13 protein-coding genes are annotated in these 12,403 nt (G+C 68.2%); 4 read left to right on the top strand and 9 right to left on the bottom strand.

Features of this window, described 5'->3' with window-relative positions:
• Window position 1 precedes the first annotated feature (1 nt).
• The 6 genes from AC3A6X_RS13815 to AC3A6X_RS13790 form a co-directional block, all read right to left on the bottom strand.
• Complete coding sequence (locus AC3A6X_RS13815; protein ID WP_487842705.1) at window positions 2–1,060, bottom strand: malate/lactate/ureidoglycolate dehydrogenase; 1,059 nt, start codon at window positions 1,058–1,060, stop codon at window positions 2–4.
• Window positions 1,061–1,132: 72 nt separating this feature from the next.
• On the bottom strand, window positions 1,133–2,659 hold the full coding sequence (locus tag AC3A6X_RS13810; protein ID WP_487842704.1) for a UxaA family hydrolase: 1,527 nt from the start codon (window positions 2,657–2,659) through the stop codon (window positions 1,133–1,135).
• A 22-nt stretch (window positions 2,660–2,681) separates the two neighbouring features.
• Window positions 2,682–4,076: a TRAP transporter large permease gene (locus AC3A6X_RS13805; RefSeq protein WP_309966336.1), complete on the bottom strand. Its 1,395-nt coding sequence runs from the start codon at window positions 4,074–4,076 to the stop codon at window positions 2,682–2,684.
• Between the two features lie 3 nt (window positions 4,077–4,079).
• Window positions 4,080–4,637, bottom strand: coding sequence for a TRAP transporter small permease (locus AC3A6X_RS13800; RefSeq protein ID WP_487842703.1), 558 nt, complete (start codon window positions 4,635–4,637; stop codon window positions 4,080–4,082).
• 12 nt (window positions 4,638–4,649) lie between these two features.
• Window positions 4,650–5,636 (bottom strand): sialic acid TRAP transporter substrate-binding protein SiaP, encoded by a 987-nt coding sequence (locus AC3A6X_RS13795; protein ID WP_487842702.1) that lies wholly within the window; start codon window positions 5,634–5,636, stop codon window positions 4,650–4,652.
• Complete coding sequence (locus AC3A6X_RS13790) at window positions 5,633–6,367, bottom strand: FadR/GntR family transcriptional regulator (protein WP_487842701.1); 735 nt, start codon at window positions 6,365–6,367, stop codon at window positions 5,633–5,635. Before AC3A6X_RS13790 ends, AC3A6X_RS13795 begins: the two co-directional genes overlap by 4 nt.
• 129 nt (window positions 6,368–6,496) lie before the next feature.
• Between AC3A6X_RS13790 and AC3A6X_RS13785 the strand changes: the two genes are divergently transcribed.
• From AC3A6X_RS13785 to AC3A6X_RS13775, 3 genes are read left to right on the top strand one after another with little or no spacing between them, the layout of a single operon-like run.
• Window positions 6,497–7,231 (top strand): SDR family oxidoreductase, encoded by a 735-nt coding sequence (locus AC3A6X_RS13785; RefSeq protein ID WP_487842700.1) that lies wholly within the window; start codon window positions 6,497–6,499, stop codon window positions 7,229–7,231.
• Window positions 7,228–7,974, top strand: a complete 747-nt coding sequence (locus AC3A6X_RS13780) for an SDR family NAD(P)-dependent oxidoreductase (RefSeq protein ID WP_487842699.1) — start codon at window positions 7,228–7,230, stop codon at window positions 7,972–7,974. Before AC3A6X_RS13785 ends, AC3A6X_RS13780 begins: the two co-directional genes overlap by 4 nt.
• Window positions 7,975–7,996: 22 nt before the next feature.
• Complete coding sequence (locus AC3A6X_RS13775; RefSeq protein WP_487842698.1) at window positions 7,997–8,845, top strand: fumarylacetoacetate hydrolase family protein; 849 nt, start codon at window positions 7,997–7,999, stop codon at window positions 8,843–8,845.
• 124 nt (window positions 8,846–8,969) lie between these two features.
• On the opposite strand, the gene AC3A6X_RS13770 is transcribed toward AC3A6X_RS13775, so the two are convergent.
• On the bottom strand, window positions 8,970–10,496 hold the full coding sequence (locus AC3A6X_RS13770; RefSeq protein ID WP_487842697.1) for a CoA-acylating methylmalonate-semialdehyde dehydrogenase: 1,527 nt from the start codon (window positions 10,494–10,496) through the stop codon (window positions 8,970–8,972).
• Between the two features lie 110 nt (window positions 10,497–10,606).
• Here AC3A6X_RS13770 and AC3A6X_RS13765 point away from each other — a divergent pair, with 110 nt between their 5' ends.
• On the top strand, window positions 10,607–11,545 hold the full coding sequence (locus tag AC3A6X_RS13765; RefSeq protein WP_487842696.1) for a LysR family transcriptional regulator: 939 nt from the start codon (window positions 10,607–10,609) through the stop codon (window positions 11,543–11,545).
• A 50-nt stretch (window positions 11,546–11,595) separates the two neighbouring features.
• On the opposite strand, the gene AC3A6X_RS13760 is transcribed toward AC3A6X_RS13765, so the two are convergent.
• The gene (locus tag AC3A6X_RS13760; protein ID WP_487842695.1) at window positions 11,596–11,949 is read right to left on the bottom strand and encodes a type II toxin-antitoxin system PemK/MazF family toxin; all 354 of its coding nucleotides are present in this window, start codon (window positions 11,947–11,949) and stop codon (window positions 11,596–11,598) included.
• Window positions 11,949–12,209 carry an AbrB/MazE/SpoVT family DNA-binding domain-containing protein gene (locus tag AC3A6X_RS13755; protein WP_487842694.1) on the bottom strand — a complete coding sequence of 87 codons (261 nt, stop codon included), beginning with the start codon at window positions 12,207–12,209 and terminating at the stop codon, window positions 11,949–11,951. The genes AC3A6X_RS13760 and AC3A6X_RS13755 overlap by 1 nt, the downstream gene beginning before the upstream one ends.
• Window positions 12,210–12,403 lie beyond the last annotated feature (194 nt).

Below are 12,403 nucleotides of genomic sequence, written 5' to 3'. Positions count from 1 at the left end.
ATCAACCGATCGCCACGCCCACCTTCGCCCCCGCCGCCACGATCTCGCCCCAGGTCGCGTCGTCGATCCAGATGCCTTCGCGCTCGCGCGCCGCGCGGGCCTTGCGCTCGGGCTCGCCGGCGATCTGCACGCCGTCGAAGCCCTGGCCCGGCGGGCTCTGGCGCAGCCAGTCGACGAAGGCCCGCGCCTCCTGCTCGAAGCTGGCCTGCGTGCCCAGCTTGCCCGGGTCGATCACGATCGCGAGCATGCCGTTGAGCACCGTGCGCGCCGTGTCGGCCTCGCGGTGCCAGGTGCCGCCGCCGGTGAGCGCGCCGCCCAGCAGCTCGCAGGCCACGGCCATGCCGTAGCCCTTGTGCTCGCCGAAGGTCATCAGCGCGCCGAAGAGGCCGTTGCCCTGCGGCACCACCACCACGCCGGGGTCGTCGGTGGGCGCGCCGTGCTCGTCGATCAGGTAGCCGGGCGGCACGCGCTCGCCCTTGTTGTGGGCCACGCGCATCTTGCCTTGCGCCACACGGCTGGTGGCGTAGTCGAGGATGAAGGGTTCACTCCCTTTCAGCGGAATGCCGATGCAGCACGGGTTGGTGCCGAAGCGCCCGTCGCCCCCGCCCCAGGGCGCGACCACCGGGCGCGCGAGCACGTTGACGAAGTGCATGGAGACCAGGCCCTGCTGCGTCGCCATCTCGGCGAAGTGGCCGATGCGGCCCAGGTGGTGGGCGTTGGCCAGCGACAGGACGCAGCTGCCGTGCTGCCTGGCGCGCTCGATCGCCATTTGCATGGCCTGCACGCCGACGATCTGGCCGTAGCCGCGCTGGCCGTCGAGGGCGAGCATGGGGCCGGTGTCGAGGTTGGTCTTGACCGCCGCATTGGGCTTCAGGCCGCCCTCGGCCGCTGCGTCGACGTAGCGCGGGACCATGCCGACGCCGTGGGAATCATGGCCGCTGAGGTTGGCGAGCACGAGGTTGGCGGCGACCTGCTCGGCTTCGGCTGGGGTGCTGCCGGTGCCGGCGATGATGGAGGCGATCTGGGTGCGAAGCGTCGCGGCTTGAAGGGTCTGAGGCATGTAGAGAAGCTCCTAGTATGCATTGCTCCCTCTCCCCTTGGGGAGAGGGAGTCATTCGCGGTCATCGTCGCGTCACATCACGGCACCGACCTGCCACGGCACGAACTCGTTCTGCCCATACCCATGCTTCTCGCTCTTGCTCGGCTCCCCCGACGCGGTCGCCAGCACCAGCTCGAAGATGCGCTGCCCCATCTCCTGGATCGACACGCTGCCTTCGACGATCTCGCCGCAGTTGATGTCCATGTCCTCTTCCTGCCGCTGCCACAGCGCCGAGTTGGTCGCGAGCTTGAGCGAGGGGGAGGGCGCGCAGCCGTAGGCCGAGCCGCGGCCGGTGGTGAAGCAGATCATGTTGGCGCCTCCCGCCACCTGGCCGGTGGCGCTCACCGGGTCGTAGCCCGGCGTGTCCATGTAGACGAAGCCGTGCGCCTTGACCGGCTCGGCGTACTCGTACACGGCTTCGAGGTTGCTGGTGCCGCCCTTGGCCACCGCGCCCAGGCTCTTCTCGAGGATGGTGGTGAGCCCCCCCGCCTTGTTGCCGGGCGAGGGGTTGTTGTTCATCTCGCCCTCGTTGATGGCGGTGTAGTGCTCCCACCAGCGGATGCGCTCGACCAGCTTCTCGCCCACCTCGCGCTTCACCGCGCGGCGCGTGAGCAGGTGCTCGGCGCCGTAGATCTCGGGCGTCTCCGAGAGGATGGCGGTGCCGCCGTGCGCCACCAGCAGGTCCACCGCCGCGCCCAGCGCCGGGTTGGCGCTGATGCCCGAGTAGCCGTCCGAGCCGCCGCACTGCAGGCCGATGGTGATGTGCGCGGCGCTGCAGGGCTCGCGCGTCACGGCGTTGGCGCGCGGCAGCATCTCGTTGATGAGGTGCACGCCCTTTTCCACCGTCTTGCGCGTGCCGCCGGTGTCCTGGATGTTGAAGACGCGCAGGTTCTCGCCCTCGCGCAGATTGCCGGTGGCGAGCCAGGCGTTGATCTGGTTGGCCTCGCAGCCCAGGCCCACCACCAGCACCGCCGCGAAGTTGGGGTGCGTGGCGTAGCCGGTGAGCGTGCGCTCCAGCAGCTGCATGCCCATGCCCTGCGTGTCCATGCCACAGCCGGTGCCGTGCGTGAGCGCGACCACACCGTCGACCATGGGGTAGGGCGCGAGTGCCTGCGGGTTGGTCTGGCGCGAGAAGTGATCGGCGATGGCGCGCGCCGCGGTGGCCGAGCAGTTCACGCTGGTCAGCACGCCGATGTAGTTGCGCGTGGCCACGCGGCCGTCGGCGCGCTGGATGCCCATGAAGGTGGCCTCGCGCCGCGGCGGGGGCGCCTTGACGTCGGCCCCGAAGGCGTAGTCGCGATCGAAGTGGCCCTTGTCCGGGCCCATGTCGAGGTTGTGCGTGTGCACGTGCTCGCCGGGCGCGATGGGGCGGCTCGCAAAACCGATGATCTGGTTGTAGCGGCGCACCGGCTCGCCCTGGGCGATGGCGCGCACGGCAACCTTGTGGCCGGGCGGGATCAGGCCGCGGGTGGTCACGCCTTCGATGGACGTGCCGCCGACCAGCTGGCCGCGCGCGATCACGACGTCGTCGGCGGGGTGGAGGCGAATGAAGGGGTTCATCGTGGGGTCCTGCGTCGGGAAGTCAGAAGAACATTTTCGGCAACCAGAGTACCAACTTGGGCATGTAGGTGATGATGACCAGGCTGAGCAGCAGCGGCACCAGCCAGGGCAGGATCGCCATGGTGGTGCGCTCGAAGCTCAGCCCCGCCACCCGCGCCAGCACGAAGAGCACCATGCCCATGGGCGGATGCAGCAGGCCGATCATCAGGTTGAGCACCATCACCAGGCCGAAGTGGATCGGGTCCACGCCCAGCTGCGTCGCGATGGGCAGCAGGATGGGCACGAGGATGGTGATGGCCGCGGTCGGCTCCAGGAAGCAGCCGACGAAGAGCATCAGCAGGTTGGCCAGCAGCAGGAAGACCCAGGCCTCCTTGGTGAAGCCCAGCACCCAGTTCGCGATGTCGGTGGTGACGCCGGTGGCCGTCAGCATCCAGCCGAAGATGGAGGCGGCGGCGACGATGAAGAGCACGGTGGAGGTGGTCTCGATGGTGTCGAGGCAGACCTTGACGAACATCTTCCACGACAGCGTGCGGTACCACGCGAAGCCGAGGATCATCGCCCACACGCAGGCAGCGATGGCGCCTTCGGTGGGCGTGAAGAGCCCCGTGCTCATGCCGCCGATCAGCAGCACCGGCGTCATGATGGGCAGCAGCGCCTCGAAGGCGAAGATGCGATCGAGCACGAAGAGCAGGGCCAGGCCGACGAAGACCGTGATCTGCGCCGGCGCACCCAGCCGGGTCACCGCCACCCACAGCAGCAGCGGCCAGCCGATCACCACCGCCAGCTCGCACAGCGCCTTGAAGAGCCGCGTGCCGGAGAACTTGACGTCGCCGCCCCACTTGTTGCGGTGGGCGTACCAGCCGACGGTGAACATCATCAAGAGCGCCATCATCGCGCCCGGCAGGATGCCCGCGAGGAAGAGGGCGCCCACCGAGACGTTGGCCATCATCCCGTAGATCACGAAAGGCAGGCTCGGCGGGATGATCGGCCCCAGCGTGGCCGAGGCGGCCGTCACGCCCACCGCGAACTCGGTCGCGTAGCCGTGCTCCTTCATCGCCTTGATCTCGATGGTGCCGAGGCCGGCCGCGTCCGCGATGGCGGTGCCGCTCATGCCCGCGAAGATCACCGAGCCCAGCACGTTCACGTGCCCCAGGCCGCCCTTGAGCCAGCCCACCAGCGCGAGCGCGAAGTTGTAGATGCGGGTGGTGATGCCGGCGTTGTTCATCAGGTTGCCGGCCAGGATGAAGAAGGGCACCGCCAACAACGGGAAGCTGTCGATGCCGCTGACCATGCGGTGGATGACGACGAAGGGCGGCAGGCTCCCCGACATCAGGATGTAGACCAGCGAGGCGCCGGCCATCGCGATGGCGACGGGGATGCCGCCGGCCATGAAGATCAGGAAGAAGATCTTGAGCATGGGTCAGCGGTCTTCCAGCGTCGATTCGGGCCGCTCCAGCACGCTGTAGCCGCGGCGCCAGTGCACCCGCGCCACCTGCAGCGAGCGCCAGGCCATGGCCGCGAAGCCGAGCAGGCACAGGCCGTAGACCAGGTTCATCGGCAGGTCGACGATGGTCATGCGCGTCTGGTTGCCGATCTTCATCATCATCTGCACGGTCATGACCACCGCCGCGACGAAGAAGCCGACGCGCAGCACGTCGACCGCGCGCGAGAGCCAGCGGCCGACGGCACCGGGCAGGAAGCGGTAGAAAAAGTCGACCTGGATCTGGTTGTTCTTCGACACCCCGATCGCCGCGCCGACGAAGACCACGCCGACCAGCATGTAGCGTGCGATCTCCTCGGTCCAGGCGGCCGAGTCGTTCATGACGTAGCGGGTGACGAACTGGTAGAAGACCGTGAGGCCGAGCAGCCAGAAGAGCGCGAGCGCGGCCCAGCCCTCGGCGATGGTGCCGGAGAGGTCGACCACTTCGTCCTCGGCATGGAAGTGGCCTTCGTCGTCGATGATTTTCTGTTCGGTCATGGGGAGCCGGACTTACTTGATCGCCGTGATGCGGTCGTAGTCCTGCTGCCTGTACCCGTGATCCGTCGGCTTCGTGCTCTTCAGCACCGCCTCGCGGAATGCGTTCTTGTCAACGGTGATCACGTTGTTCCCCTTCTTCTTGAACTCCTCCACCAGCCGCACCTCCGAGGCGATGATCTCGCGCCCGGTCTTCTCCGCCGCCTCCTGCATCACCTCGGTGAAGATCTTCTTCTCGTCCGCCGAGAGCTTGCCCCACAGCTGTCCCGAGACGATGGTCAGCAGCGAGTCGACGATGTGCCCGGTCAGCGAGATGTTCTTCTGCACCTCGTAGAACTTCTTGGCCTCGATGGTCGGCAGCGGGTTCTCCTGCGCATCCACGGTGCCGTTCTGCAGCGCCAGGTACACCTCGGCGAAGGCGATCGGCGTCGGGTTCGCGCCCAGCGCCTTGGGGAAGGCCAGGTAGGCCGGCGCATCGGGCACGCGGATCTTCAGGCCCTTCATGTCCTCGGGCTTGGCCACCGGCCGGGCGGCGCTCGAGGTGACGTGGCGCGCACCGTAGTAGGTCAGCGCCGTGATGTGGTTGCCGCTCTTGTCGTCGTAGCCCTTGGCCAGTTCCTTGAACACGTCGCTTGTGGCGTACTTCAGCTGGTGCTCCGCATCGCGGAAGATGAAGGGAAAGTAAGACACGGCCAGCGGCGCGTAGGTGCGCCCCGCGAAGCTCGCGCCCGAGAGGATGATGTCCACCGTGCCCAGCGTCAGGCCCTGGTTGATGTCGGCCTCCTTGCCCAGGCTGGAGGCCGGGAAGACCTGCACCTCGTACTTGCCGTTGGTGCGCTTCTTGATCTCTTCCCCGGCCCACACCGAGTACTTGTGGAAGGGCTCCGAGGTCTCGTACACATGCGCCCACTTGAGCTTGGTCTGGGCCTGCGCCATGCCGAGGGCGCCGGCGGCGAGAACGCAGGCGGCGATCGTCTTCAGTGCGAAACGCTTGGTATTCATCGTTTTGTCTCCGTCGGTGGTTGAAAGAAGAGGTTGGCCCGGCGCCAGCTGGCGCTGAAGCGCTGGTGCGACTTGTCCATGTGCGCATGCATCGCGTTGCGCGCGCCCTCGGCGTCGTGCGCGGCGATGGCGTCGCGGATCGCTTCGTGCTCGGCGATGGCCGAGCGCCAGGACTTCACGCTCTCGAAGTAGCCGCCCAGGCGCGTGAAGATCGGGCCGCGGCGCGAGTCCCAGAAGCCCTGCACCGTCTCCGACAGCACCACGTTGCCGCAGCACTCGACGATCGCCAGGTGGAAGGCGCGATCGCCGTCCAGCGGCATCACGTTGCGCTCGGCCAGCTCGCGCATGAGCGCGATGGCGCGCGTCATCGCCTCGATGTCCTTGCGCTTGGCGGTGACGGCGGCGATGGCGGCGGTTTCGCCCTCGACCACGCGGCGCGCGCGGATCAGTTCCAGCGGGCCCCATTCGGTGCTGGCGACCGGCGCGGCGACGTGTTGCGCGCGGCCCCGCACGTAGACGCCGGAGCCGGTGCGCACCTCGACCCAGCCCTCGACCTCGAGCGCGATGAGCGCCTCGCGCACCGAGGGCCGGCTCACGCCCAGCTGCTTGGCCAGGTCGCGCTCGGCCGGCAGGCGCGCGCCCACCGCGAACTCGCCCTTTGCGATCAGCGCGCTGAGCTGGTCGGCGATCTGCCGGTAGAGGCGTCTCGGTTCGAGGGTCTGGAGCGGCACTTAGGGGTTGTCCTGGATTGGCCAAGTGGTCAGGCCAATTCAGAATACGAGGCGCTACGCGATGCAGCCATCGGGCCTAACCCTGAACGCCGGCATCGCGGCTCCATCCATCAGCGAGAAGGACATCCCATGAGACTCAAGGGCAAGACCGCGCTCGTCACCGCGGCCGGGCAGGGCATCGGCCATGCCAGCGCGCTCGCACTGGCCGCCGAGGGCGCGCAGGTCTGGGCGACCGACATCAACGACAAGCTGCTGGAGCGCTTCGCGGGCGTGGCCAACGTCACGGCCGCGAAGCTCGACGTGCTCGACAAGGCGGCGATCGACGGCTTCACGAAGACGCTGCCCCCGCTCGACATCCTCTTCAACTGCGCGGGCGTGGTGCACAACGGCGCCGCGCTGCAGGCCAGCGACGACGACCTGGACTTCGCCTTTCGCCTCAACGTGCGCGCCCAGTTCTGGATGATCCAGGCGGTGTTGCCGGGCATGCTGGCGGCCGGGCGCGGCAGCATCATCAACATGGCCAGCGTGTGCTCCAGCATCAAGGGCCTGCCCAACCGCTGCGTCTACGGCACCACCAAGGCGGCGGTGCTGGGGCTGACCAAGAGCGTCGCGGCCGACTACGTGGGCCAGGGCATTCGCTGCAATGCAGTGTGCCCGGGCACGGTCGACACGCCCTCGCTGGCCGATCGCATCAACGCCAACGCCGACCCGGTCGAGGCGCGCAAGGCCTTCATCGCGCGCCAGCCCATGGGGCGCCTCGCGCAGGCCGAGGAGATCGCGCCGCTGGTGCTCTTCCTCGCGAGCGACGAGTCGCAGTTCGTCACCGGCCAGGCCTACGCGGCCGACGGCGGCATCACCATATGAACCAGCTCGACTTCCGGGAGCGGCATGCGGTCGTGACCGGCGGTGCGACCGGGCTGGGCCGCGGCATCGCGCAACGGCTGATCGAATCGGGCGGCAGCGTCACGCTGTGGGACCGCGATGCCGGGGCGGCCGAGAAGGCGGCCTGGGCGCTGGGCCCCCGGGCCTGCGCGCTGAAGGTCGACGTGGCGCAGCAGTCCTCGGTGGCCGAGGCGGTGGCGGCCACGCTGGCGCAGGCGGGGCGCATCGATGCGCTGGTCAACAGCGCGGGCATCACCGGGCCCAACGTCAAGCTGTGGGACTACCCGGCCGATGCCTGGCGCGAGGTGATCGAGGTCAACCTCAACGGCCTCTTCCTCTGCTGCCGCGAGGTGGTGCCGCAGATGCGCAGGCAGGGCTACGGGCGCATCGTCAACATCGCCTCGGTCGCGGGCAAGGAGGGCAACCCCAATGCCAGCGCCTACAGCGCGAGCAAGGCGGCGGTGATCGCGCTGACCAAGTCGCTGGGCAAGGAACTGGCCGACACCGGCGTGCGCGTCAACTGCGTGACGCCGGCGGCGGTGAAGACGGCGATCTTCGACCAGATGACGCAGGAGCACATCGCCTTCATGCTCTCGAAGATCCCGCTGGGCCGCTTCGGCACGGTGGAGGAGGTCGCCGCCCTGGTAGGCTGGCTTTGCACCGAAGATTGCTCTTTTTCCACGGGCGCCGTGTTCGATCTCTCGGGCGGCCGCTCCACCTACTAGTCATCCCAGAAGAAAGGACCTCATGAAACTCGTTCGCTACGGCAATCCCGGCAAGGAAAAGCCCGGCCTCATCGACGACAACGGCCAGCTGCGCGACCTCAGCGCGGTCGTCAAGGACATCGGCCCCGAGCAGCTCGGCGACGCCGCGCTCGCCAAGCTGCGCAAGCAGAAGCTCGACAAGCTGCCGCTGGTCAGGGGCAAGCCGCGCTACGGCTGCCCGGTCGCGGGCGTGGGCAAGTTCATCGCCATCGGCCTCAACTACGCCGACCACGCGGCCGAGTCGGGCCTGCCGATCCCGGCCGAGCCGGTGGTCTTCACGAAGGCCACCAGCTGCATCCAGGGCCCGAACGATCCGGTCATGCTGCCCAAGGGCTCGGTCAAGAGCGACTGGGAGGTGGAGCTGGGCGTGGTGATCGGCGCGACCGCGCGCTACGTCTCGCAGAAGAGCGCGCTCGACTTCGTGGCCGGCTACTGCGTCATCAACGACGTGAGCGAGCGCGAATACCAGATCGAGCGCGGCGGCACCTGGGACAAGGGCAAGGGCTGCGACACCTTCGGCCCCATCGGCCCCTGGCTGGTGACGCGCGACGAGGTGGCCAACCCGCAGAAGCTGTCGATGTGGCTCGACCTGAACGGCAAGCGCATGCAGACCGGCAGCACCAAGACCATGATCTTCAACGTGGCCAAGATCGTGAGCTACGTGAGCCAGTTCATGACGCTGATGCCCGGCGACGTGATCACCACCGGCACCCCGCCCGGCGTGGGGCTGGGCATGAAGCCGCCGCTCTACCTGAAGAAGGGCGACGTGATGACGCTGGGGATCGAGGGCCTGGGCGAGCAGCGGCAGGAAGTGGTCGGCTTCAAGGCCTGAACTGTTCCCTCCCCTTCCGGGGGAGGGGTAGGGTGGGGGCGCCGGGCGCATCCAGCGCCGCACGGTATCCCCCGCCGCGTGCCCCCACCCCTGCCCTCCCCCGGAAGGGGAGGGAGCAAAACCGTTACTTCGCCGTCGGCATCGCGAACTCGGCACCCTTGCCGATGCTCTCCGGCCAGCGCTGCATGATCGACTTCTGCCGCGTGTAGAAGCGCACGCCTTCCTCCCCATAGGCGTTCATGTCGCCGAAGAGCGAGCGCTTCCAGCCCCCGAAGCCGTGCCAGGCCATGGGCACCGGGATCGGCACGTTGATGCCCACCATGCCCACCTCGATGCGCCGCGAGAACTCGCGCGCCACGTTGCCGTCGCGGGTGAAGCAGGCCACGCCGTTGCCGAATTCGTGGGCGTTGATGAGGTCCACCGCTTCCTTGAGGTCGGACACGCGCACGCAGGACAGCACCGGGCCGAAGATCTCTTCCTTGTAGATGCGCATCTCGGGCGTCACGTGGTCGAACAGCGTGCCGCCCATCCAGAAGCCGTTGTCGCACCCCTCGCCGACTTGCGCCGTGTCGAACTGGCGGCCGTCGAAGACCAGCTTCGCGCCTTCCTTCTCGCCCTGCGCGATGTAGCCGGTGATGCGCTCGTGCGCCGCGCGGGTGACGATCGGGCCCATCTCGGCCTCGAGGTTCGTGCCGTTGCGCACCTTCAGCGTGCGGGCGCGCTCGGCCAGCATCGGCACCAGCTTGTCGGCCACGTCGCCCACCAGCACCGCCACGCTGATCGCCATGCAGCGCTCGCCGGCCGAGCCGTAGCCGGCGCCGATCAGCGCGTCGACCGCCTGCTCCAGGTCGGCGTCAGGCATGACCACCATGTGGTTCTTGGCGCCGCCCAGCGCCTGCACCCGCTTGCCGTGGTGCGCGCCGGTCTCGTAGATGTAGTTGGCGATCGGGGTGGAGCCGACGAAGCTGATGGCCTTGACATCCGGGTGCTCCAGCAGCGCGTCGACCGCCTCCTTGTCGCCCTGCACCACGTTGAACACGCCGTCGGGCAGGCCCGCTTCCTTCAGCAGCTCGGCGATGCGCAGCGAGGGGCTGGGGTCGATCGGGCTGGGCTTGAGGATGAAGGTGTTGCCCGCCGCGATTGCGACCGGGAACATCCACATCGGCACCATCACCGGGAAGTTGAAGGGCGTGATGCCCGCCACCACGCCCAGCGGCTGGCGCAGTGTCCAGTTGTCGATGCCGGTGGAGACCTGCTCGGTGTAGTCGCCCTTGAGCAGCTGCGGGATGCCGCAGGCGAACTCGACGATGTCGATGCCGCGCGTCACCTCGCCCTGCGCGTCGGTGAAGACCTTGCCGTGCTCGGCGGTGATCAGCTGAGCCAGCTCGTCGCGGTGCTTGTTGAGCAGCTCCAGGAACTTGAACATCACCCGCGCGCGACGGATCGGCGGCGTGTCGGCCCAGGCCGGGAAGGCGGCGCGGGCTGCGGCGACGGCCGCATCCACGTCGGCGCGGCCGGCCAGCGCGACGCGGCCGGTGACGGCGCCCGTGGCGGGGTTGAAGACATCCTGCGCGCGCTCGGATGCGCCGCCGGCGCGCTGGCCGCCGATGAAGTGCGCGAGGGGCGTGGGGGCGGAAGGCTGCTTGGTCATGGCGAGGTCCTGTTGCGGTACTGGAAGTTCCGCGAGTCTAGGAAGCGCGGCCCCTCGTGCCAAGACCGCAGGGTTGAACTGATTGTTCGCTATCGTGAACAATCCACCCCATGAATGCCAAAAATATCGAGCTGCTCTGGACTCATCTCCACTGGTTGACCGTGCTGGCGCAGCAGGGCAGCTACACGGCATCGGCCGCCCGGCTGGGCGTGAGCAAGGCCGCGATGAGCCAGCGCATTGCCGAGCTGGAGCGCGCGGCCGGGGTCCCGCTGGTGCGCCGCACCACCCGCAGCGTGCGCCTGACCGAGGCCGGCCAGCGGCTGGTAGACGACACGCGCGCGCCCTTCGAGCAGATCGCCCACAGCTTTGCCGGCGTGCGCGACCTGGCCGGCGTGCCGCGCGGCCTGCTGCGGGTGACGGCGCCGGTGGCCTTCGCGCGCCAGCAGCTGGTGCCGCGGGTCGCGGATTTCCTGCGCGCCAACCCGGAAGTTCGGCTGGCGCTGGATCTGTCGGACCGCCTCAGCGCGCTGGCGGTGGAAGGCTTCGACCTCGCGATCCGGCATGCGGCCTCGGTGCCCGATACGCATGTGGCCTGGCAGCTCTGCGCCACGCGCTCGTTGCTGGTTGCGAGCCGGGCCTACCTGCGCCGCCGCCCCGCGCCGCAGACGCCGCAGGAACTGTCGCAGCACGACTGCCTGCACTACCCGCGCGCGCAGGACACGCCGGCCTGGACGCTGGAATCGGCGAACGGGCGCCGCGCGGCCGAGCGCGTGACCATCCCGGTCGCCGGCCCCTTCGCCGCCAACAACAGCGAGGCCCTGCGCGACGCGGCGCTGGCCGGGCTGGGCATCGCGCTGGTGCCCGACTTCAGCGCTCAGGCCGCGCTGCAGGCCGGCAAGCTGGTGCAGGTGCTGCCGCAGTGGACGCCGGTGGGCGCCTTTGCGGGGCAGCTCTATGCCGTGCGCCCCTACGCCAGCCATGTGCCGCGGGCGGTGACGGTGTTCGTGGCGTGGCTGAGGGAGGCGCTGAAGGATGGCTTTGCGGCTTGAACTCGGAAGCTGCGGATGAATCCGGCGCGGCGGATTCGCTCTCAGCTTCTTCAGATCTCCAGAATCGAGGCCAGCTCTTCACATGCCGAGCGGAAGACGCCGGGCGGCACCTGCTTCCACGGATGCGCCCGCGCGCCCCGGGCACGCCAGTCGAAAGACTTGGGCTGATGGCAGAGAACGTAGCAAGCTTCCTTCTTGGGTCCGAGGAACTTGACGGCGAATGGGTTGTCCTCGTTCATCTCGGAATGCGTCATCGGCAGGCCGATGACGACGCCCGTCCGTTCGTTGAACGCCTTGACGGTAAGAACCAGCAATGGATGCTCGCCAGGCATCTCCTTGCCTGCCTTGGGGTCGTGGTTGATCCAGATGAGGTCGCGCCGATCGGGTATCCAACTCGCGGCCATCAGAGAATTTCTCTGCCGACGGGTCGGCTCGCCATCGCTTCGCCGCCGTGCTTCTTGGGATCGAAGGCCTTGAGTTTCTGCGCCAGGGTCAGGCGTGGTCGCCCTGCGGGGCGCAAAAGCACGCCTTCCTCGACCACTTCGACCGTGATAGGCAGGCCACGGGCAAAGTGCGCCGCCTTCGCGATCGGTGCGGTGATGCGCACGCCCAGGCCGTTGCCCCATGCCTGGATTATTTGATCGACCTTGACCGCTGGGGTCATCCCTGTTCCTTTCGTGGTTCGAGCGACCAGTATAGAGAGGATCGTGCAACGTTTCAACGTGTATAAACATTTCGGCGAAATGCCTGGAGTCTCGCTCTTTCAACTTGCGGATTTCGCTGCGCTGCGCCGTGACAGCAGCCACGATGGCGTTCAGAATGGCGATCGCCGATCCCCAAGGAGGAGCTGGCCCTACT

Source organism: Variovorax sp. Soil_C_12, assembly GCF_057657375.1.
Note: the sequence above shows the minus strand (reverse complement) of the source record. Positions and strands in the feature narration are given on the sequence as shown.

Excerpts from the sequence above, each read along its gene's own strand:
- AC3A6X_RS13815 (WP_487842705.1), bottom strand. The coding sequence starts at position 1,060 with ATGCCTCAGACCCTTCAAGCCGCGACGCTTCGCACCCAGATCGCCTCC.
- AC3A6X_RS13810 (WP_487842704.1), bottom strand. The coding sequence starts at position 2,659 with ATGAACCCCTTCATTCGCCTCCACCCCGCCGACGACGTCGTGATCGCG.
- AC3A6X_RS13805 (WP_309966336.1), bottom strand. The coding sequence starts at position 4,076 with ATGCTCAAGATCTTCTTCCTGATCTTCATGGCCGGCGGCATCCCCGTC.
- AC3A6X_RS13800 (WP_487842703.1), bottom strand. The coding sequence starts at position 4,637 with ATGACCGAACAGAAAATCATCGACGACGAAGGCCACTTCCATGCCGAG.
- AC3A6X_RS13795 (WP_487842702.1), bottom strand. The coding sequence starts at position 5,636 with ATGAATACCAAGCGTTTCGCACTGAAGACGATCGCCGCCTGCGTTCTC.
- AC3A6X_RS13785 (WP_487842700.1), top strand. The coding sequence starts at position 6,497 with ATGAGACTCAAGGGCAAGACCGCGCTCGTCACCGCGGCCGGGCAGGGC.
- AC3A6X_RS13780 (WP_487842699.1), top strand. The coding sequence starts at position 7,228 with ATGAACCAGCTCGACTTCCGGGAGCGGCATGCGGTCGTGACCGGCGGT.
- AC3A6X_RS13775 (WP_487842698.1), top strand. The coding sequence starts at position 7,997 with ATGAAACTCGTTCGCTACGGCAATCCCGGCAAGGAAAAGCCCGGCCTC.
- AC3A6X_RS13770 (WP_487842697.1), bottom strand. The coding sequence starts at position 10,496 with ATGACCAAGCAGCCTTCCGCCCCCACGCCCCTCGCGCACTTCATCGGC.
- AC3A6X_RS13765 (WP_487842696.1), top strand. The coding sequence starts at position 10,607 with ATGAATGCCAAAAATATCGAGCTGCTCTGGACTCATCTCCACTGGTTG.
- AC3A6X_RS13760 (WP_487842695.1), bottom strand. The coding sequence starts at position 11,949 with ATGGCCGCGAGTTGGATACCCGATCGGCGCGACCTCATCTGGATCAAC.
- AC3A6X_RS13755 (WP_487842694.1), bottom strand. The coding sequence starts at position 12,209 with ATGACCCCAGCGGTCAAGGTCGATCAAATAATCCAGGCATGGGGCAAC.